The organism is Pseudomonas sp. GW822-FHT02G04 (assembly GCF_058802085.1).
The window spans coordinates 90,635-111,444 of the sequence record NZ_JBXANU010000004.1 but is presented as its reverse complement, the minus strand read 5'-3'; the positions used below and the strand labels follow the sequence as shown (position 1 = coordinate 111,444).

The following is a 20,810-nucleotide window of genomic DNA, read 5'->3' as shown; positions in this document are numbered from 1 at the left end:
TAAACGCCAGCGTGTCGAGCTGGATGTGAGTCAGCGCCGAAGCGTCTGTTCACCTCCCGGAACTGCAAAAAAAAAAGCGAGGGTGTTTTTCACCACCCTCGCATTTTTTTACGCGCGCGCGTCCTCAGGCGCTGCCATGGACTATGTCAGTACTCAGCAGATCAACCCCGACCAGGGTAATGGTGGTTATTTGTCCGCCTGTTTCGGTAACCGTCACGATGCTGTTTGCGCCGCTGTTGTCGATCTGGGCAACGGAGCTCTGGTCGCCGTTGAGCACCAGCGTGTCGCGCAGGCCTGCGCTCGCATCGAAGCCGGTGATCTGGTACTTGTTTTGGGTGAATGACAAATCGACGTTGAAGGCATCCCGCTCACCGGCCGTGCCCACCAGCGTGAAGTCGAAGGTGGTGCCCAGGTCGTTGGCGAACAGGTTGGCGTCAAACGCACTCGTCGCCGAGTCCCCATCCTTGTCCGTCAGCGTCGCGTTGAATGCCAGCTTGATATCGCTGGCCAGGCTTTCGGTTGGCTTAATGAATTCGATCACCGGGATCTTGATATCGCCTCGGCCCATCGTGAGCTGAACCGCGTCGATCAACTTCGTGCCCTGCTGCTGAACGAGGAAGGACACTTGTCCGCCGGCCTCCGGTGTCACGGTGTTCACCTCGGTGAGGGCCGAGAACGTGCCATCCTCGTAGTAGGCCCTGTAGTACAGGTCCTCGGTCGCCGTGTTGTACCCTGCCACGGAGTTATCGATGAAGATCTTCATGCCCGCCAGCAAGCTTTCCGGGTTGATCACGAAGCTTTCATCGGCATTGCTGATGGCCACCAGGTTGTCTCCCTGGAGAATGTTATTGGCGACGCCGATGCCGGACGTGCTGACGTTCATGGCCGCCGGGTCGATGTACGACGGCAGGGGGTTAGTCTGCAGCTGGGCTTCGGTGGGGTCGGGTTTCCCGACCCCGATGCCGGTCAGGATGTCCGAAGTCGACGCAAGCGCCTTCGCGGAAAAGAACACAATCTCCTCTGATGGTGAAGGAATGGTCGGTGGATTCTGCGCCGGGATCAACAGTGTGCGCACCGGATCCGGGCCACCGGCACTGAGCGAACCGTCGGCACTGCTGAGTACGATCTGCGAACTGAAGCCTTGCACCAGGTCCAGTGTATAGCTGCCATTGCTATAGGCGGTCAGCGTGTAGTCGACGGAGGTATTCGCGGTGGCGGCGTTGTTGTCGAAATCGCCGGTCAACGTGCCAGCGAAATGGTAGGCGCCATTGACGTCCGGTGAAGGCGACTGCTCGGTGAGCGTGCCGGTCCCGGTCGCGGTCGTGTTGTCTGGCCTGACGAGGGTGAACTGGTTATTCACCAACGAAATATCCAGACCGGTTGCACCCAGACCGTCGGCTCCGTTTGAATGATCCCAGTACCCTTGTTGCGGAAGAATGCTGCCGGTCCCGATCAGGTTGCCGAAGGCGAGTGTTGGGCCGTCGTCCTTGAACACCAGGTTCTGCCCGATATTGAGGGTCGCCTGGGCGCTGTCACCGTCTCCATCGGTCTTGGTCGCTATCAGCGTCACCAGGTTGTCCGCCGACAGCGTCTTCGAATCATCCGGATTGCTGGCGTTGGGATGCACCACCGCGCGGAGCTGGTCGAGGGTGACGTCACCATTGGCGGCGACGCTGGCCGTGAACACCAGCAGGTTGCTCGTCGCTGTACGGCCTTCGACCACGCCGCCGTTGAGCGACAGGTTGACCGCTTGGCCGCTGGCCGTGTCCACCAGCCCGGAGGCACCCACCACCACGCCCAGCGCATAGGTCAGTGTGCCGGCCCCGTCAGCGCCAAACGCTGAGGTGAAATTGGCGGCAAAGCTCTTGGTATCGTTGGTCGCCAGTACCGTTTCGTCCACCGTCAGCGTCGGTTCCGTGCCGGTGGTGCTGATGCTTGGCCCGTCATCCTTGAACACCAGGTTCTGGCCGATGTTGAGCGTTGCCTGGGTGCTGTCGCCGTCCTTGTCGGTCTTGGTCGCTATCAGCGTCACCAGGTTGTCCGCGGTCAGGGTCTTCGAATCATCGGGATTGTTCGCATCGGGATGCACCACAGCGCGTAGCTGGTCGAGGGTGACTTCACCAGTGGTGGACACGCTAGCGGTGAACACCAGCAAGTTGGTGGTGGCTGTTCGGCCTTCGACCACGCCGCCGTTGAGCGACAGGTTCACGGCTTCACCGGTGGCCGTATCGGTCAGCCCGGAAGCACCGACCACTACGCCCAGCGCATAGGTCAGCGTGCCGACTCCGTCAGCGCCAAACGCTGAGGTGAAGTTGGCGGCAAAGCTCTTGGTATCGTTGGTCGCCAGCACCGTTTCGTCCACCGTCAGCGTTGGCTCGGTGCCGGTGGTGCTGATGCTGGGGGCGTCATCCTTGAACACCAGGTTCTGCCCGATGTTCAGGGTGGCCTGGGCGCTGTCGCCGTCCCCATCGGTCTTGGTCGCCGTCAGCGTCACCAGAGTGTCCGAGGTCAGCGTCTTCGAATCATCGGGATTGGTGGCATCGGGATGCACTATGGCGCGGATCTGGTCGAGGGTGACGTCACCATTGGCGGCCACGCTGACCGTGAACACCAGCAGGTTGGTGGTGGCTGTGCGGCCTTCGACCACGCCGCCGTTAACCGACAAATTCACCACTTGGCCGGTGGCCGTGTCGGTCAACCCGGAGGCACCTGCCACCACGCCCAGCGCATAGGTCAGCGTGCCCGCACCATCAGCGCCAAACGCCGAAGTGAAGTTAGCCGCAAAGCTCTTGGTATCGTTGGTCGCCAGTACCGTCTCGTCCACCGTCAGCGTTGGCTCGGTGCCAGTGGTGCTGATGCTCGGCCCGTCGTCTTCGAAGATCATCTTGGAGCCGATCTCGGCGGTTGACGTGCTGGACTGCAGCACCTTGAAGCCGCCAATGTCGAAGTCAGCGTGCGTCTTGTCGCCGTTCTTGTCGGTCAGCAACCCGGCGTTCTCGATCATCACGCGGTTGTGGTCGGTTGCCGTGCCGTAGGTGATCTGTGAGTCGGTCGGAACGCCGGTAATCAGCACCGTGCCGTCGGCGTTGTAGGTGATGACGGCGCCGCTGACGGTGGCGCCCGCGAACGTCTTCACGGTGACACTGCCGTTGGTGATCGCGACCCTTTCGGTGCTGTCGTTGGCGTAGCTGTTGACGAAGTTGACACCGCTCTGCGACCCGCTGACGTTGTCGGCGTTCTTGAATGCGGTGAGCAAGAGCTTCGAGGTCGTGCCGCCCGTTTCCTGTACAACTTTGAAGGTCGCGGAGCGGGCGCCGAAGTACTGGGTGAAGTCAATGTTCTGTTCGACACCCGCTTCGCCCGGGCTCAGGTTGGGGATCGTGAAGTCCGCCTTGGCACCGCTGACGAAGCTGAAGCGCAGGCCTTCCTGTTCGGTGATCGCCTGGTTATTGGTGCCCAGGGTTGTGTTGCCGCCGCCCTGGCTGCTGTTGACCGTGTCGGCGCTGGTGATGGCAGCACTGCTTGCCGACTGATCCAGCGGATCCCTGCCGGTGACGACGATAGAGACACCGGGAATCCGGCCGTTCGCATCGGCCGTCGCGCCCACGGTCGTGAACATCAGGAACAACTGCTGGCCTGACGGCGCTTTGTCCAGACTGAATTCTGCGTCCTGACTGGCTCCGATGAACACTTTATTCAACAGATTGAGCGAATCATCGGCGTTCGTCATATCCGGATGCTTGAGCGGTTGATACTCCACGGTCCAGATCTTGCCGCCCGAGACCGGCGACCCGGTTTCTTCGATATAGGCCGCGAACACGATCGCGCCGCTTGCGCTCCCGGCTCGGCCCACAACGATGTTGTTATTGGTATCGGTGTAGAGAAGGATGCTGGTGCCATCGAGGGTATCCAGTCCGCTGTCCAGGCCATTGAGCGGTGCGCCGGCGCTGTCGACGAAGCTGACATCGGTAATACTTGCTCCGGGGTCAACAGTGAGGGTGAATGCATTGCTGCCGGTATTGCCTGCGGCACCGGTATAGCCACTCAAGGCCGCACCCGTTGCGGTACCTGCCCCCAGTGCGGTCAAACGGGTAGAGAAAGTCGAGGGCAGGGACGCCACCAGAATGTCGTTGTCGTCCGCGTCTCCGGCAGGGCTTGGCGTGGCGGTGGCGTTCTGCAATCCGGCCGTTTCGTCCAGCGAAACGCTTGCGCCGGAGGCCACAACACCTAGAGCGTTGACCACCGAGTCGAGGGTCGGAATGTATAGGGGGGGCGGATCGCCCGTTAGCGATGAATTTTGCTCGCCGATAGCCATGACTTTCTCCAGAGCAAGTGCGGTCATCGAGGCCTGACCGTTGACCTTTGGCCGCAACTATGGATAAACGCCAGCAATTGCGCATCGGCCGAAACTCCCATGCGGGATGGGAGTTTCAGACTACTTGGGAGGGGAAAGGGGAGGAGGGCGCGAAGGCGTAGCGTGTCGCTTATTGCGGTTGTGAATGAGGACAGGACGCAGGGGTTCTAAGGCCGCCCGGGCGTTAACCGCGAGCGCGTCGAGCTGAGTTTGAGTCAGCTCGGGCGGCCGGGATCCCGCAATGACACTGGTATGCCGCCAGCGTCATGCAAATCTAACCCTTGTCCATAAAGGCAGGCGAGCTCATGAGGTGCTTCCTCCACGCCGAATCACGATGGGCTGCTCAATCAACCGCAGTTCGAGCTCACCCGAGGCTGGTACAAAGCGCGGGCCAGTGCTTTCAGGCGTTGCCCGCAACCTCCAGGTGCGCTGCACCTTCGCCAGTTTGGCGACTCCCGACGCCACGGACCAGCGCCGGCAGACCTTCTCCAGCTTGAGCGGGTAGATGGTGAGTTGGTCGCCGTTGAAGTGCATGCGCAGGAAGCATTTGTGGTCGGCGATGCGTTGCGAGGAAAAAACCACCTCGCTATGTAGTCCCCAAAAGGTATTGCCCATGACCATCCAGGCACCGAACAGCAAGCCTCCCAAACTACCGCCGAGCACCAGTGTCCCCACCAGGAACAACAAGACCTGGAGCAGGTTTTCTACCTCGAACTGCAAGTAATGGATGTTGATACGGCCCATGAGCCACAGCAGCCCGATCGCCAGTCCCAGGTGAAGCAACCCGTGAACGGCCCCGACGCCATAGGCAAGCTTTCGGGTGCGCTTGACCCCGGCGGCTGAGAGCACTGCGCAGCCCAGCACAATGGTCACGGCGAGCATCACCGAGGAAGGACTGTGTGCCAGGACCAGGACCAGTTGTCGCCATACCTCGCGCAGGTTGGGAATAGACGCTTCGAGGCCAGACAATACCTCGATCAGGCTGCGGTTATCGCGCGCCGGGTGGGGCACCTTGCTGGCGCTTTCTACCATCCAGTCGAACAGCAGGTACAAGATGGCCAGCATGCCGCAGAACGAGAGGTTGTGGGTGGGTAGCCGCCATGCCCGATTACGCAGCTGTTCGGAGGTCTTTTTGTCCGGGTAGGTAGCCGCCAGCTCGTAATGCTGCCGGGTTCCGCCGACGCTGATCGGCTCGGGCGGATCTGGAAGCTGATGCGTGCCATGCAGGAAGGCGCCACCGCCTCCACAGGTGATGCGTTGCGGCGCCAAGGTGCCGGCTTTTGGCTGGTAGCGCGCGTAGTGGTGCGAGTCCCCGGCCAGGACCACCGCCAACTGGTCACCCAAGAGCTCCTCGATCTCGCGCAGACTGCTGAAGCGCAGGGTCTGGGTCTCGATCGAGGGCAAGGTCTTGCTCCCCACGCGTGCGAGTCGCTCGGCTTCGTCCACCCAGCTTGGCTCGGGGGTACAGAGGATCACGCGGTCGCCTGGCTGCAGTTTGGCGTGCATCTCTTCGAAGTACTGCTTCTGCTGTCGGTCGATCAACGACTCCAATTGCAGGTCCAGGCCCCAGATCCACCAGCCATTGGGCAGTTGCAGCACGTAGTAACTGGTGCGCTGACGGGTTTCCCAGCCGCCAATGGGTTTCTGCTCGCAAAACAGTTGGGAGAAACCGCGCAGGCCGTCATACCAATCGTGGTTGCCGGGCGTCGCCACCATCCACGGTGCACCCGGCTGCGGCACGGGCTGGTCCTGCTCATTAGGGCGCACCTTGGGGACCGGCGCGGGGAAGGCGGCGCGGAAGGGGTCCTGGAAACGGGTGCGATAGCCGGATTGGGCCGGTGTGGGGTAGACCTGATCGCCGCCGAGCAGCAGCACGTCGCCGCGCGGCAGCGTGAGCTCCGGCAACTTGACTTCCTGGCTGACGCACAGCGCCATGGAATAGGTGGAGTCCCAGCCATCGCCGGTATCCGCCAGATAGTCGATCCACACGTCGCCGTCGGCAGCCACCTGAATGGGCGGGTTAGAGTCCCGAGGGTTGAGCATGGCCAGCACATCGCGTGGGTCCGCGAAGGCACCCATGGTGGTGGCTACTGCCGATTGCAAGCCCGTGCGCATGAGCTGAAACGGGCCTAGCCAGTTGACCATCGACTCCTGGGTGTAAAGCTCTATGCGGCTATTGGTCGTGGAAGATTGGGGGGCGTGGGTCGTGGCGAGAAGCGCAGAATGCCCCTCTCCAAAGTCGCCATCTCCAGCGCGGAACTCAATCGATTGCTCCTTCATCGCCTAGCCTCCATTGCTGTAAAGAGTCCGGGTACGTCAGGTGGGGTTTGACTTCTTGTCGGTTGATTCAGAATAGGCCAGTTATGCGAGAGCCGCCGGTTCATGGCAAGACGATCAAAACGATGGACCCGCCAGAATGGCGGGTCCGAAAGGGGAGATCAGAGTGTCGGTAACTGTCCGATGCGCGGAAACGCAAAAGCGACGCAGAAATGAAAAAGCCTACCAACGCAACTCGAAGGCATTTTGCGTGCCTGGCTGGAGGCTGCTGCCCAAGCGTTTGCACTCGCGAGAAAGGGTGTCGTGCAGCCATTGACGGTCACCCCCTTCGGCGCGACAGAGGCGAAAGCGCTGTAGGCGAGTGGGGATCAGCTCCAGTGTCTGCAGGCGTCCGTCCGGGGCTAGCGAGGCAAAGTACAGAAGCCCCAGGTCGCCGCGATAATCTGCGTGGCCCTCAATGCCTTCGTAATCGTTCAGCAGATCCCCGCAGCCATAGAGAATCAGGCGTTCGCGGTACACCTCGATGCCCTTGATGTGGTGCGAGGAATGCCCGTGCACCACGTCAACTCCGGCCTCGTCGATCAAGGCATGGGCGAACCGGATTTGCTCGCGCGGGATATCGAAGTCCCAGTTGCCGCCCCAGTGAATGGAGGCCACCACCCGATCTCCCGGATTTTTGTACTTGAGAATCCGCTCGGCCACAGGGCGCAGGCTTTGCATCGACAGATCTTCCAGCCGCGCGACGCCCGCGCGGCTATCCGTGGCGGCCCATTGCGGTGGAATGCCGCTGTCGGGAGCACCGAGGCCAAACACCAGCAAGCGCCGCCCGTCAGGCTGCGACAGCAAGGCGGGCGCTTCGGCAGATTGCCGATTGTGCCCGGCGCCGGCGCTGCGCATACCGTTGCTCGATAGGGTGCCTAGCGTATCGGCCAGGCCTGGGGGGCCCCAGTCCAGCACATGGTTGTTGGCCAGCACGCAGCAGTCGATGCCGGCGGCGCTGATGGCCGGGAAGTTCTCCGGGCTCATGCGGTAATTGATGCCCTTCGGCTCCGGTCGTCCGCGGCGGGACACCGCTGTTTCCAGATTGATGATGCGTGCGTGTGGCTGGCGAAGTTCGAACTCATCCAGCGCAACGCCCCAGATATAGGTGAAATCGACCGGGTGGGGGATCGGACCATTGTGTCTTTCTGCCAGCCGGACGTAATCGCCGGCTTTCTTGACGTAGTCTTCGTAAAGCCGCGGATCGCCAGGATGTGGCAGCACTGCGTCGATGCCACGGGCGGTCATGACATCGCCGGTGAGAAACAGCTTCAGCGTATCGGTAACGGCTGCCATGGCACCCTCCGGATATCCCGAATAGCCTGGATCAACAGTAAACGTCTGTTTTAAAACAAATTAGTTTGTTTTTGGGCTTCCCAGACGCCGCGAAAGTTGATAAATTTCCGCGCGTTCTTGCAGAGGCCCTCACAGGGCTTTTAGCGTAAGGACGCAGCAGCTCGATATTGTTCGCAAGCTGCACAATCAGAAAGACAGTGCCAGGCACTCGTCGCAACAGCCACAGGGGCGTCGCCAAGCGGTAAGGCAGCAGGTTTTGATCCTGCCATGCGTTGGTTCGAATCCAGCCGCCCCTGCCATTTTCCTTACACTCATTCAGTTATGACTCAGTCGGCAGTATTGCGCGAGTCCTGGATGGTCGTGTTTGCGAGAAACGCCAGCGCCTATCCGGCCTGGCGTTTTTTTGTGTCGGTTGAATATCCCTCCGAGCGCAGCGAGCACGACGCCGTAGCGGCGCGCTCGCCCGTCACTCAGTGGGGTGCGCGAGGGATGGTCTTGAGCAGGTCCTCAGGGCTGATGTGGCCGACAACCTGCTGCACGCTGCCCGGTTGCGGCAGGCCAAGGATGTGGCCCTTCATCTTGCCGATCACGTGCATCTCGCAGGGCTTGCAGTCGAACTTCAACGTCAGTACCTCGTCACCATGCACCAGCTGCATCGGCGCAACCTTGGTGCGCACGCCGGTGACGCCCTTGGCCTGCTTGGGGCAGAGGTTGAAGGAGAAGCGCAGGCAGTGCTTGGTGATCATCACCGGCACCTCGCCGGTTTCCTCGTGAGCCTCATAGGCGGCGTCGATCAGCTTGACGCCGTGCCGGTGATAGAAGTCGCGGGCTTTCTGGTTGTAGACGTTGGCCAGGAACGACAGGTGCGACTCCGGGTACACCGGTGGCGGATCGGTCTCGGCCTTGCGACCACCTCGTGGGTGGGCTTCGATGCGGGCTGCGGTCAGCGCTTCGATGACTTCGCGGCGCAAGGCCTTGAGCTGCGAGTTCGGGATGAAATACGCCTGCGGTGCATCCAGCTTGATATCCGTGGCGTGGTACTGCGTGGTGCCCAATTGGCCGAGCAGGTCGTGCAGTTGCTCCAGGGCCTGTTCCGGCTTGTTTGCCACGCCAAATGGACCGTCGAGGGCGACACTGGCGCTGACACCTTCCTCGCTGGTGGCGGTCAGCTCGAGGCGATCCTCACGCAGGCGAGCGACCCAGGCCAGGCCCACACGGCGCTCGGCGGAGGTCTTGAGCAGGGCCTGCTGCCAGTTGTGGTCAAGGTTGCGACTCAGCGGGTGATTCGGCCGCAACTGGTGCAGCCCCTTCGGCATTTCGTTGGGCTCGACACGGTAGCGGTAGCGCTTTTCACCGTCCTCTTCGAACTCGCCCTTGGGCTCGGCGATGTTGGTACGCCAGCCCACCACCTCGCGTTTTACCAACACATTGAGGCCGTCGCCGTTGGACAGCGGTTCATGGGTGACCACCAGCAGGTCGCGCTTGCCGACTTTCTCCACCACACCCACCGGCAAGCCGGTGAAGGTCGGCGAATCGAAGGCGCCGATGTCGATCTTGCGCTCGCTGACGAAGTAGTCGGTGCTGCCGCGGTGGAAGGTCTTGTCCGGATCGGGCAGGAAGAAGTGCGCGGTGCGGCCGCTGGAAGCGCGAGCCAGGTCCGGACGGTCTTCGAGGACGTCGTCCAGGCGCTGGCGATAGTAGGCGGTGATGTTCTTCACATAGCCCATGTCCTTGTAGCGCCCCTCGATCTTGAACGAGCGTACGCCGGCTTCCACCAGCGCGCGGATGTTGGCGCTCTGGTTGTTGTCCTTCATCGACAGCAGGTGTTTTTCGTAGGCGATCACACCGCCTTTTTCATCCTTGAGGGTGTAGGGCAGGCGGCAGGCTTGGGAGCAGTCGCCACGGTTGGCGCTACGGCCGGTCTGCGCATGGGAGATGTTGCACTGGCCGGAGAACGCCACGCACAGCGCGCCATGGATGAAAAATTCGATGGCCGCGTCGGTCTCGTCGGCAATGGCGCGGATCTCCTGGAGGTTCAGCTCGCGGGCCAGTACCAGCTGCGAGAAACCGGCCTGATCGAGGAACTTCGCCCGCGCCAGGGTGCGGATGTCGGTCTGGGTGCTGGCGTGCAGCTCGATCGGCGGAATGTCCAGCTCCATCACGCCCAGGTCCTGGACGATCAGCGCATCGACGCCGGCGTCATACAACTGGTGGATCAGCTTGCGTGCTGGCTCCAGTTCGTTGTCATGCAGGATTGTGTTGATGGTGGTGAACACCCGCGCGTGATAGCGACGGGCGAACTCCACCAATTGGGCGATATCGCTCACCTCGTTACAGGCGTTGTGGCGGGCGCCGAAGCTCGGGCCGCCGATGTACACCGCGTCGGCGCCATGCAGGATGGCCTCGCGGGCGATGGCCACGTCACGGGCGGGGCTGAGCAATTCCAGGTGATGCTTGGGTAGGGACATGTTTTTTTAGTCTGGCTTGTCACGGTCAAGGTGCGCATTGTAGCGGCGAAACGCTTGACCGGCACCCGTATGCTGCCCGATGGCTACGTTGTGATCGAGTCTTTGGCCGCCGCTGGGTTCTGCGCAGCTATCGTGATGACCTGCGCAAGGCGCCGGGTGGCGGACTCAATGTCTTCGGCACTGAAACCGCCCAAGCCCAGAATCAATCCCGAACGGCCATTGCCACCGGCATACATCGGCGACACGGCGCGTACCGATACCTGAGCTTCGGAGGCTTTGGCGGCGACCCACTGATCGTCGATACCTTCCGCTAGCCAAAGCACCAGATGCATGCCCTGATCGCTTGGCTCCAGCCATGCAAGTTCGCGAGGAATCAGTCTGGCAACCGCCTCGATGATTTGCCTGTGGATGTCTGCGTACACGCCGCGAATTCGCCGGATGTGCCGATCCAGATGTCCTTCTGCGATGAACGCTGCGAGCACGTGCTGATCGGCGTTGGCGGGATGCCGATCCATCAGGGCCCGCGCACCGCAAAAGGCTTGCACCAGATAAGGCGGAACGATTGCGTAGCCGAGTCGTAACGAGGGGAACAGTATTTTGCTGAACGTCCCCAGGTAGATAACCCGGTCGGGGTCCAGCCCCTGCAAGGATGGAAAAGGGTGGCCGGCGTAACGCAGTTCACTGTCGTAATCGTCCTCGACGATCCAGGCATCGGACGCCCTGGCCCATGCCAGCAAGGCATCGCGCCTGGCCATGCTCATTGGCATGCCGAGCGGATATTGATGTGACGAGGTCACGAAGGCTGCCCGTGCCTGGGGGCATTGCGCTATGCCGTTTTCTACATTCAGCCCCTCGGCATCAACCGGGACGCGGATCATTTGATCGCTATGGCCCGCGCTTTCCAGAATCCCGGTGATACCCCGGTAGGAGGGATCCTCCACCCACGCGAAATCCCCCACATCGAGCAGCACCTGGCAGGCCAGGTACAGGCCCTGTTGCGTGCCGGAGGTGATGATCACCTGGCTCGCTTCACAGCGCACAGAGCGTGACTTGCGCACGTAATCCGCGACCGCTTCCCGTAACTCAAGCGCGCCTTGTGGATCACCGTATCCCGAGGGCGCTCCAGCCCCTCGCGCCCTGATGCGATTGCCAAGGCGACGCCAGATATCGTCAGGCGCCGCTTTGCCAATCGGCACCGAGACCGAGAACGGAATCTGCGGCGCTGCGGCAAATTGCCGGGCCACCTGAGCGAACCGTTCGATTCGCGCGGAGGGCGTCCACGACCTGGCTTCAGCTGGGCGACCTTGCTCCTGCCGGGCGGTTGGCGACGCATCTGCCAAAGAGCGGGCCACCCGCGTGCCCGCTCTGCCTTCGGATTCGAGGAAGCCCTCGGCGATCAACTGCTCAAAGGCCTCGATAACGGTGCCTCGGGCAATCATCAGCGATTTGCCGAGAATGCGCGTCGATGGCAGCAGCTCACCAGGCTTGAGGTCGCCCCTGCGGATCGCGGACCGCAGCGCTTGAGCAAGCTGTCGTCCCAATTGACCTGCGGTTCGATCCAGCGTGCCCAGCGATGGGATTTCAACGACGTTGGCTTTACGTGCCATCAATTCTGGCTCAGTGATTATGTTGGATATTGGCTCTATACCATGGGCCAGTTCATCAACACAATTTAAATGAAGGCCACCTCACCACTGGCGCGATGTCCCCACCCTTGATCGATTGACGGAGTTGTTATGTACGTACCTGCCCATTTTGATGAGCCTCGCGCCGAAGCCCTTCATGAGCTGATCGTCCAGCACCCGCTGGGCATTCTGTTTACCAACGGTGAGTGCGGACTGGATGCCAACCATATTCCTTTCGAGTTGAAGGCTTCGGAAGGGCAGTTCGGTGTTCTCCATGCACACGTCGCGCGCGCCAATCCGGTCTGGCAAGACGTTAAAAATGGCGACGAAGTATTGGTGGTTTTTCGCGGTGCCGAGGCTTACATCTCTCCCACCTGGTATCCGAGCAAGCACGAAACCCATAAACAGGTTCCGACATGGAACTATAAAGTGGTGCACGCCCACGGGAGGATCACCCTTCACGATGATGAGCGCTACGTCCGTGGATTGGTGGCTCTCCTGACCCGAACCCATGAGTCATCCCAGGCCGAGCCATGGAAAATGACCGACGCCCCGAAGGACTACATCGCTTCGATGCTTAAAGCGATCGTTGGGGTCGAGATCGAGATCACTCGCCTGGTCGGTAAATTCAAGTTGAGCCAGAACAAGGAAGCGAGAGACATCCGCGGTGCAGGTCAGGCGCTCAAGGACAGCGGGAAAATAGTGCTGGGAGAGGCAATGCTCGCGAGTGTCGATGCCAAATCCTGAGGCGCCTCGTGCACCGGTCGGTCTGCTGGCGGGGAGTGCGCCGCTGATGACTCAGCGGCGTTTTCCGAATACCGATTTGGGTGGCTTGCCGAAGAATCGGGTGAAAGCCGCGCTGAAGTTGTTGGGGAACTTGTAGCCCACCTGATAGGCCGCCTGGGCCACCTGGCAACCGCTTTCGAGCAGGGTGTAGGCCTTGCGCATGCGGATCTCGTGCAGCATGCGGTGCGGGGTGGAGTTGAAGCGGTAGTGCAGGCCTTCCTTGAGTTTGAACTCATTGAGCCCGACCGCGGCGCACAGGTAGGGGATGGTCAGCGGCTGGTCCATCTGCTCGATCATGATGTCCCGGGCGCGGTCGAGTTTCTCGATGTCGACCGCGCTGAACTGCAGGCTTTCGGAGCTGGTCGCGGGGCTCAGCAGTTTCAACTGTTCGGAGAGCAGGCTCAGGGTGTGGATGTGCATCTCCAGCGTGCCGGTCACCCCCTGGTTGAGGTAGCGGGTCAGGGCGGTGGCGTGGCTGGCGCTGGCCGCCGAGGTCTTCTGGAACGCCAGTTGGCGGACGTTGCCGTTGCCCAGTATCTGGCGGGTGCGTTGTTCGCCAATGTACTTGTTGAGCATGCTTTCGCCGATCAGCAGCCGCAGCTGCGACACCGTTGCCCCGGCTTCGTAACAGCGCTCGCCGAGGCTCATCTGGAACGAGGTGATGGTGGTGTAGCCGGCGCGAAACGACACCGCCGAACCGTCGGCGCCCTTGTACCCGGAGTCGCCCTGCATGCCGAAGGTGATCACCAGCATATGGCGATTGTGCGGGCTGACGGTTTCCTCGATCAGGTTGCGTGTAGGGCGGTAGCGCGAGCGCACCACCATCAAGTCGTCATCCAGGCACAAGCGTTCGGAATAGCACTCGCCCAACTCTTCCGGCAATTGCTGGCGCATCCAGCCGCAGGTGTCGTTGCTGACCAGCCGCGAGTGCGTTGACGCGACTCGATACGACTGAGAAATCCTCTGTAAAACCGCCACTTTTACTGCCCTCCTTGATTTGACTGCGGCTCGCATATGGATTGATCCAGAATCCATACGTACACACATGATAAGCATTCGCATTAATGAATAACATGTTTCCAGGTCAGCTGCCATCTCCGGACATGGCAGTGCGCTGATTCATTGATGGGGAAAGCAATGAGCATGCATGTGTTGAAAGCCAGCGGTTATACGCTGTTTGTTGGCTGCTGGGCAGTTGGGGCGACGACTGCAAACGCACAGACAGAACTGCCGTCGGTCATTGTCACGGCGAACAAGATCGAACAGGAACAGGAGAAAGTCCCGGCCAGCCTGTCGGTGCTCAGCGGCGAAGACCTGCGCAAGGGCGCCATTGATGATCTGGAGCGCCTGGCCCGGGTCACCCCAGGGTTCACCTTTCAACCTTTCGGCCAGTCTGGCACCAACCTGCCAGTAGTTCGCGGCCTGACCTCCAGCCCCACGGCGTTTTCGTCTTCGATGCTGATGCTGGTGGACGGCGTGCCGACCCTGATGGCGCAGGGTTTCGATCACAACCTGCTGGGAGTGGAACGCGTCGAGATCCTCCGTGGGCCACAGTCGACTCTCTACGGCCGCAATGCCGAAGCCGGGGTCTTGAGCATTCATACCCGCCAGCCCGGTGCCGAGCCATACGCACGGATTGAAGCCGGTGGCGGCAGCCGCGACCAGCGCACCCTGAGCGCCGATGCCAGCACCGCCCTGGTGCCAGACACCCTCTACGCCGGGGTGTCCGGGCAATGGCTGGAGCAGGACGGTTTTATCGACAACACCTATCGCGGCGGCCAGGCCGATGATCGCGAACGGCACAGCGCACGGACGGTTCTGCGCTGGACCCCGGGTTTGGCCACCGACGTCAATCTGCGCTACAGCCGCCAGGATTATCGCGACGGCGGATCGCAGTGGGGCGCGGTGAACGCTTCGCGGCGCGAGGTGCGTTCCGGTACTTCAAGCTGGAACCATTCCAGTGGCCGCAGCCTGTCCCTGGACGTGCTGCATGAATTCGATTCGGGGCTGAAGCTGCGTTCGATCACCGCGCGCAATGACTTCTACGACCGGGTGCGTCAGGACACTGATTTCATGCCGGCGGACCTGTTTCACGTAGGCCGCGACTACCACATGAACACCCTGTCCCAGGAGTTTCGCCTGGAGGGCCAGTGGCGCGATAACCAGTGGCTGCTCGGTGCCTATGCCGACCGCGACGATAATGACCTGTCCTATGAGCAGAAGCTGCCCCTGAGCCTGACCCGCACCGATGTGCAATTGGGCGGTAACACCACGGCGTTGTTCGGCCAATGGGTGATGCCCCTGGCGGAGCGCTGGACGCTGACACTCGGTGCTCGGGCCGAGCAGGACAAGGTGCATATCGACCCGGCGGTCGGCAGCCGCCAGAGCGATCAATGGCAACGCTTCACCCCCAAGGCGGCGCTGCAATACGAATGGCAGCCCGACGCCTTTGTGTATGGCAGTTACGCCGAAGGTTTTCGCGCCGGCGGTTTCAACGCCTTCTCCAGTGCCGCCAATTACCCCGGCTACGACCCGGAAAAAGTCAAAACCTATGAGGTCGGGGCCAAGGGCTGGCTCGACGACAAACGCCTGCGCTACTCGGCGGCGCTGTACTGGATGGACATCCGTGACATGCAGGTGCAGCAGATCATCCAGCCCGGAGTGGTGCACATCACCAACGCCGCTTCGGCGCGCTCCACCGGGCTCGACCTGGAAGCCGAATACCTGTTTGCCGACAACTGGCGGGTGGTCAGTGCCGTGGGCTTGAACCGCACCCGGTTCGAGCGCTTCAAGGAAGGCAGCAACGACTACCAGGGCAACCACAACCCTTTCGCGCCGGACTTCACCGGCCACCTCAGCCTGCGCTATGACGCGCCCGAGGGCTGGTACGCCCAGGGCGGCATCAGTGCCGTCGGCAAGACCTGGCTGGATTCGGCCAACCAGTACAGCCGTGGCGGCTACGGCCTGATCGACCTGAATGCCGGTTACGACTTCAGCCACTACAGCATTTCCGCTTACGTGAAAAATGCCGCGGACAAGCGCTACGACGCCGTCGGCTATCTGAATGGCACCGCCCGGGTCTATAGCCCACCGCGGGAGATCGGCCTGCGGGTCAGCTACGAACTATGAATGATCAAAATAGTGAGCTGCGAATTATGAATGGAATCAACCTGGCATCCCCCCATCCCTTGCAACCTTACTGGGACCTGACCCTCGCGGCGGTACGCGCCGATGCCCTGCGCATTGCCCTGGACTGGAAACTGTTCAACCTGCTGCAAGTGCCGGCCACGGCCCTGGCGGTTGCCCGGCAATTACAGCTCGACCCAGCCAATACCGGCTATTGGCTGGAGGCACTGTGGAGCATGGAGCTGCTGGAGCGCGACGATCGCCAGCCGCCCCATTACCGCAACACCGCGGTGGCCAGCGATTACCTGCGCGCCGAGGCGCCAGACTATTGCGGTGACGCCTGGACCTTTCGCCTGCGCGGCTTGCGGCATTTCGGCAGCCAGCTTGGTGATCAGGTGCGCAGCGGCCAGCTCAGCGGCCAGGCGCCGAATGTGGCGACCACCATCGACAACTGGACCACGGCGGCGCGCTTGCAGATTGCCCAGGAACAACGGGCGGTCACCGTGGATATGGCGCTGCGCCTGATGGCCCAGGTGCCGGAGTTCTCCGCCGCGCGGCGCATGCTCGACCTGGGCGGTGGCCCGGGACTGGTGGCCATTGCCCTGGCCCGGGACAACCCGCTGCTCACCGGCGAGGTGTTCGACTTCGCCCAGACCGTGACGGTGGCGGCGGATAACATTCGCCAGGCCGGCCTTGAAGGGCGGCTGGACGTGCGCGGTGGCGATCTGGCGAGCGATCTGATTGGCGAAGGCTACGACCTGATCTGGTGTTCTTCGGTGCTGCATTTCGTCCCGGACATGGCCGCGACCCTGGCCAAGATCCATGCCGCGCTGCGCCCGGGCGGGGTGCTGGTCAGCGCCCATGCGGAAATCCCCGCAGACCCGGAGCACGCCCGGCGGGTCATGCCTTATTACCTGTCGATGCAGATGCTCGGACGCCAGGTGACCCACGCCGGCGGCTTGAGCGACGCCTTGCAGCAGGCCGGTTTCGTCAACATCGACAGTTACCCCGAAGTGGCTTTCGCCGTGGCGCCAGTGTCGGTGCTGGTGGCGCGTCGGAGTGCCTCATGAACCGCCAAGGCAACGTCGGTGCCTGGCGGCTGCAACTGCTCTTTGGCTGGCTGAGTTTCGTGCTGGCGGTGCCGAGTATCTACCTGCTGCTCGGGTTGCCGCTGGTGATGCGCGAGCACGGTTGGTCCGGCACCGAGATTGGCCTGTTCCAGTTGGCCGGCTTGCCGGCGGTGTTCAAGTTCCTGCTGGCCTTGCCCGTGCAGCGCTATCGTTTCAAACGCGGGCATTACCGAATCTGGGCCCTGGTGCTGTGCCTGTTACTGGCGCTGTTGCTGGTGGTGGTCAGCCAGCAGGCGATCACGGCCCAACGCGGGTACCTGTTCGGCCTGGCGTTCGTCGCCGGGGTGCTGGCGACCTGGGCGGACATTCCGGTCAATGCCCTGGCGATCAAATTGCTGCCACAGTCCCAGCAGATTCGTGCCGGTGGTATTCGCTCGGCGGCGCTGTTTCTCGGCGCCATCGTCGGTGCCGGAGTGATGTTGCTGGTGCACAACCGCTGGGGCTGGCAGGCGCCGTTTCTGCTGATGGCCGCTGGGCTGCTGCTGGCGTTGCTGCCCCTGGCCTGGTTGCGCGAAAGCGGCGCTGAGATCGCAACTCCTGCGCCAACCAGACTTTCTCTGGCCGACTGGTCGGGCTATTTCCGCCAGCCCGGTGCGCACCTGTGGACCTGGATATTGCTGAGCAGCTTTCCCTTTGTCGGTGCCGCCTGGCTGTATCTCAAACCCTTGCTGCTGGACCAGGGTATGGCCGCGCAGCAAGTGGCCTTGATTGCCGGTGTTGGCGGCGGCGTGGTGGGGGCCCTGGCCAGCGTGCTGGGTGGGCGGCTGATTAAGCGCCTGGGGCCGGGGCGGGCGACTCCACTGTTTATGGTCTGGGCCTTGTTTGCCCTGCTGGCGCTGACCGCGGCGGTGGGGTTGCAGGCCGGGATGGCCTGGTTGGTGGCCGCGGCTTTTGTGCTGGCCACGGCCATGGGGGCGGTGTCGACACTGGTCTTCGCTCTGATGATGTTTTTCTCCCGCGAGCATCGGCAAGCCGCCGACTACGGGCTGCAAGCCAGCCTGTTCGTGTTGACACGCCTGCTGGTGCCGATTGCAGCCGGGGTGCTGCTCGACTACAGCGGGCATGTGGGAATGCTGGCCGGTCTGTCCCTGGCGATGTTCGTGGTCTGTGCGCTGGCCCTGGCTGCCCGGCGTTCGATCGCGACGGCCACGGCCGGTCTTCACCAGGAGGCGCCAACAAGGCGGTTGGCGCCCCGTCCGGTTCGAGCTGAGGGCCATGGGCCACAGCAGCGAGCCATTCAATCGTAAGTCTGACTTGAGTAAGGATGAGTTCATGAAGGCAACCTTAGGTATCTGTCTGGTTACCCAGGCTGAGCCTCTGATCGAGGATGTAACCTTTGTCATCGAGCAGTTGCAGGCCGGCTTGCAGCTACCTGCCACCGCCGCTGACTGGCCATTGACGATCGGAGGCTGCGAAGAAATGCACCGGGCTTTGGGGGCACGCCCCCGCAGCGAAGCGGTTCTGGAAACCCTGATGGTCCAGGCCCAGAGCTACCTGCAGGGTAGCCCGGCGAATACCGCGGCGCTGCCCGATCTGTGGTTGATGACCTTCGATTCAGTCGAGGCTGCGCAATCGCGGCTGCGCCAGCTAGACCCGCAACTGTCGAGCGAGTTGTTTATTCTCGACCTGGGTGAGCAAGCCGACGCCGGCGTCGCAGACCCTTTCGACAAACTGATCGCCGCCGCGCCCAACTCGCGCCTGTCGCCTCATTCGGCGTTGCTGTATTGCAGCCTGTCGGCGTTGCCGGAATGGATGAACCGCATCGGTGGCAATCGCCATCTGCGGGTGGCGGGGGAGGACCGCGCGGCGCGGCGCGCGGACTTGTTGCGGATCCTCCTCGATCACCTGGAACATGCCCACTTCAACCGTTTGCTGGCGCGCTCCATCAGCGGCCCGCTGATGTCGGTGAGCCTGGCCACGGAAGTGACGCGTTTTATGCGCAGTCGCTGGCAGGAGCGCTGGGATTTTCATTCCTACACCGGTTCCATGGTGGCCGGGTTGATTCAATCCATGCAGCAAAACGTTGCCGGCACGGGCGTGCGTTGCCTCAGTGGCTGCAATGAACACAGTCTGGCGGTGAGCGCCATGGCCGGCTGGCAGCTGTTTGGCCGGGCCTATGTGATCACCGTGACCTCGGGCATGATCGATGAATTCCGTGGCACCCTGGCCAACCTCAAGCGCCTGGGCGCGCCGGGGCTGATCATCTGCGCCGACAGTCCGGAAAGCGTCTGGTACGCCTTCCAGGGCACTCATGACGGTGACAACGACGGGCGCCGGGTGATCGAGGCCAAGGGCCTGCGCCAGGTGTTCATCCGCAAGGTCGAGGAGATCGGCGCCTGCCTGGAGCAAGCCTTCGCGATGCTCGCCGAACGGGCCGAACCGGTGTTCATCCTCGCCACTCAAGGCGTGCTCGAATCCCGGCCTCTGGCGCCGCTGGATGTGCGCCTGCCCGAGCCGCCAGCGACCCCGGCAACTCTCCTCAGCAGTAACCAGATCGAGGCGCTGGATCAGGCCCTGGACCTGATCAACCACCAGCCGCTGCACCTGCTCTGGCAATGCGGCAAGCTCAGCGATCAGCAACGGCAACGGGTGCATGCCCTGGCCGAACGCGGCGCCATCGGCCTGGCCGACAGCATCACCCAGCCCGGCAGTGTCGGCCCTTACCACGAAGGGCGGCCGGTGCCGCACTATCTGGGGCCATTGTCGTTGTACGGCTTCAGTCGACGGGTCTATCGGTTCGTGCACACCGACCACGAATTGAACGGACCGCAAAGCCATTGCGTGTTTTTCCTCAAGGGTAAGGTCGACCAGGCTGCCACGCCGTTTTCCGAGGGCAAGCTCAAGCGTCAATTGCGGGTGGTGCAGGTCAACCATGAGCCGCGGCATCTTTCGCCGTTTACCGACCTGGCGCTGGATGTGCCGCTGGATGTATTCCTCGATCACATTGAAAGAGGCTTGCAGGTCGAGCCGCAGATCCTCGCCATGCGTCGTGCCAAGCTCGAGGAGCTGTCGGCCACCAGCGAGAGCGTGGCGGCGGACCACATCGAAACTTTGCCGATGACCTCCAACTACTTCTTTCGTCGCTTGGGCAACCTGGTGCGCGAACTGATCGAGCAGCAGGACTATCGCTATATCGGCGTCTATGACGTCGGCCGCTGTGGCATCTCGGCGGTGCGCAATGTGCCGCGCACCGATCCGGGTTTTTCCGGCTGGTACGGGCGCGCCTTGATGGGTGATGCGCTAATGGCCTTGCCCTATATCGCCATGACCGGCACCGGCAATGTCCTGGCGTTTGTCGGCGACGGCGCCCGGGCGCTGGTGCCGGATATCGAGGCGCGGCTGGCCCAGGGGCTGGCCGAGGACCCCGGTGCGGCGAAGCGCAACGTGACCCTGTTCTACCTCACCAACGGCCTGTTGTCGCTGATCCAGACCTACCTCGACAAACGCTACGCCCACAATGGCGCGCAACAGGTTTCGGTGACCAGTGCCGCGCCGTTGGCGGCACCGCTGGAGCAAGTGGGGCCGATCAGTCTGCACCGCGAACGTCTGGTGAGCTTCGATGAAGCGCACCTGCGCAGCGCCCTGACGCGCCCAGGGCAATTGAATATTTTCGACGTGTTACTGGCCCATAACTCGGAAGGCGACGGCTTGAGCCTGGTCTCCGAAACCGCCTGGAACCGTCAATGAGCCAGAACCCAGGAAAGACTCC

11 protein-coding genes and 1 tRNA gene are annotated in these 20,810 nt (G+C 62.1%); 6 read left to right on the top strand and 6 right to left on the bottom strand.

Annotation, left to right across the window (positions count from 1 at the left end; translation table 11 throughout):
• Window positions 1-124 precede the first annotated feature (124 nt).
• The 3 genes from AC1RO5_RS07360 to AC1RO5_RS07350 form a co-directional block, all read right to left on the bottom strand.
• Window positions 125-4,315, bottom strand: a complete 4,191-nt coding sequence (locus tag AC1RO5_RS07360) for a DUF5801 repeats-in-toxin domain-containing protein (RefSeq protein ID WP_493174454.1) — start codon at window positions 4,313-4,315, stop codon at window positions 125-127.
• Window positions 4,316-4,657: 342 nt separating this feature from the next.
• Complete coding sequence (locus tag AC1RO5_RS07355; RefSeq protein WP_493174030.1) at window positions 4,658-6,634, bottom strand: preprotein translocase subunit YajC; 1,977 nt, start codon at window positions 6,632-6,634, stop codon at window positions 4,658-4,660.
• Window positions 6,635-6,853: 219 nt separating this feature from the next.
• Window positions 6,854-7,966, bottom strand: a complete 1,113-nt coding sequence (locus AC1RO5_RS07350; protein ID WP_493174028.1) for a CapA family protein — start codon at window positions 7,964-7,966, stop codon at window positions 6,854-6,856.
• Between the two features lie 224 nt (window positions 7,967-8,190).
• Here AC1RO5_RS07350 and AC1RO5_RS07345 point away from each other — a divergent pair.
• Window positions 8,191-8,265, top strand: a tRNA-Gln gene (locus AC1RO5_RS07345).
• A 171-nt stretch (window positions 8,266-8,436) separates the two neighbouring features.
• Here AC1RO5_RS07345 and AC1RO5_RS07340 read toward each other — a convergent pair.
• Entirely contained in the window at window positions 8,437-10,434 is a 1,998-nt protein-coding gene (locus tag AC1RO5_RS07340) for a peptidase U32 family protein (protein ID WP_493174023.1), read from the bottom strand.
• Window positions 10,435-10,517: 83 nt separating this feature from the next.
• Window positions 10,518-12,041, bottom strand: coding sequence for a MocR-like pyridoxine biosynthesis transcription factor PdxR (gene pdxR / locus AC1RO5_RS07335; protein ID WP_493174018.1), 1,524 nt, complete (start codon window positions 12,039-12,041; stop codon window positions 10,518-10,520).
• 129 nt (window positions 12,042-12,170) lie between these two features.
• Between pdxR and AC1RO5_RS07330 the strand changes: the two genes are divergently transcribed.
• Window positions 12,171-12,806 (top strand): FMN-binding negative transcriptional regulator, encoded by a 636-nt coding sequence (locus AC1RO5_RS07330; protein ID WP_493174014.1) that lies wholly within the window; start codon window positions 12,171-12,173, stop codon window positions 12,804-12,806.
• A gap of 51 nt (window positions 12,807-12,857) precedes the next feature.
• On the opposite strand, the gene AC1RO5_RS07325 is transcribed toward AC1RO5_RS07330, so the two are convergent.
• Entirely contained in the window at window positions 12,858-13,823 is a 966-nt protein-coding gene (locus AC1RO5_RS07325) for a helix-turn-helix domain-containing protein (RefSeq protein ID WP_493174012.1), read from the bottom strand.
• 159 nt (window positions 13,824-13,982) lie between these two features.
• Between AC1RO5_RS07325 and AC1RO5_RS07320 the strand changes: the two genes are divergently transcribed.
• Genes AC1RO5_RS07320 through AC1RO5_RS07305 form a run of 4 tightly spaced genes read left to right on the top strand, consistent with a single transcriptional unit; the run spans window position 13,983 to window position 20,788 of the window.
• Entirely contained in the window at window positions 13,983-15,974 is a 1,992-nt protein-coding gene (locus AC1RO5_RS07320) for a TonB-dependent receptor (RefSeq protein WP_493174010.1), read from the top strand.
• Between the two features lie 26 nt (window positions 15,975-16,000).
• Window positions 16,001-17,041 (top strand): methyltransferase, encoded by a 1,041-nt coding sequence (locus AC1RO5_RS07315; RefSeq protein ID WP_493174007.1) that lies wholly within the window; start codon window positions 16,001-16,003, stop codon window positions 17,039-17,041.
• Entirely contained in the window at window positions 17,038-18,348 is a 1,311-nt protein-coding gene (locus AC1RO5_RS07310; RefSeq protein ID WP_493174005.1) for an MFS transporter, read from the top strand. Before AC1RO5_RS07315 ends, AC1RO5_RS07310 begins: the two co-directional genes overlap by 4 nt.
• A gap of 25 nt (window positions 18,349-18,373) precedes the next feature.
• Window positions 18,374-20,788, top strand: coding sequence for a decarboxylase (locus tag AC1RO5_RS07305; protein ID WP_493174003.1), 2,415 nt, complete (start codon window positions 18,374-18,376; stop codon window positions 20,786-20,788).
• The last annotated feature ends 22 nt before the right edge of the window (window positions 20,789-20,810 follow it).

Bases quoted from the DNA above. Each gene is read 5' to 3' on its own strand.
- pdxR (WP_493174018.1), bottom strand. From the start codon at position 12,041: ATGGCACGTAAAGCCAACGTCGTTGAAATCCCATCGCTGGGCACGCTG.
- AC1RO5_RS07340 (WP_493174023.1), bottom strand. From the start codon at position 10,434: ATGTCCCTACCCAAGCATCACCTGGAATTGCTCAGCCCCGCCCGTGAC.
- AC1RO5_RS07310 (WP_493174005.1), top strand. From the start codon at position 17,038: ATGAACCGCCAAGGCAACGTCGGTGCCTGGCGGCTGCAACTGCTCTTT.
- AC1RO5_RS07350 (WP_493174028.1), bottom strand. From the start codon at position 7,966: ATGGCAGCCGTTACCGATACGCTGAAGCTGTTTCTCACCGGCGATGTC.
- AC1RO5_RS07315 (WP_493174007.1), top strand. From the start codon at position 16,001: ATGAATGGAATCAACCTGGCATCCCCCCATCCCTTGCAACCTTACTGG.
- AC1RO5_RS07305 (WP_493174003.1), top strand. From the start codon at position 18,374: ATGAAGGCAACCTTAGGTATCTGTCTGGTTACCCAGGCTGAGCCTCTG.
- AC1RO5_RS07355 (WP_493174030.1), bottom strand. From the start codon at position 6,634: ATGAAGGAGCAATCGATTGAGTTCCGCGCTGGAGATGGCGACTTTGGA.
- AC1RO5_RS07330 (WP_493174014.1), top strand. From the start codon at position 12,171: ATGTACGTACCTGCCCATTTTGATGAGCCTCGCGCCGAAGCCCTTCAT.
- AC1RO5_RS07320 (WP_493174010.1), top strand. From the start codon at position 13,983: ATGAGCATGCATGTGTTGAAAGCCAGCGGTTATACGCTGTTTGTTGGC.
- AC1RO5_RS07360 (WP_493174454.1), bottom strand. From the start codon at position 4,315: ATGGCTATCGGCGAGCAAAATTCATCGCTAACGGGCGATCCGCCCCCC.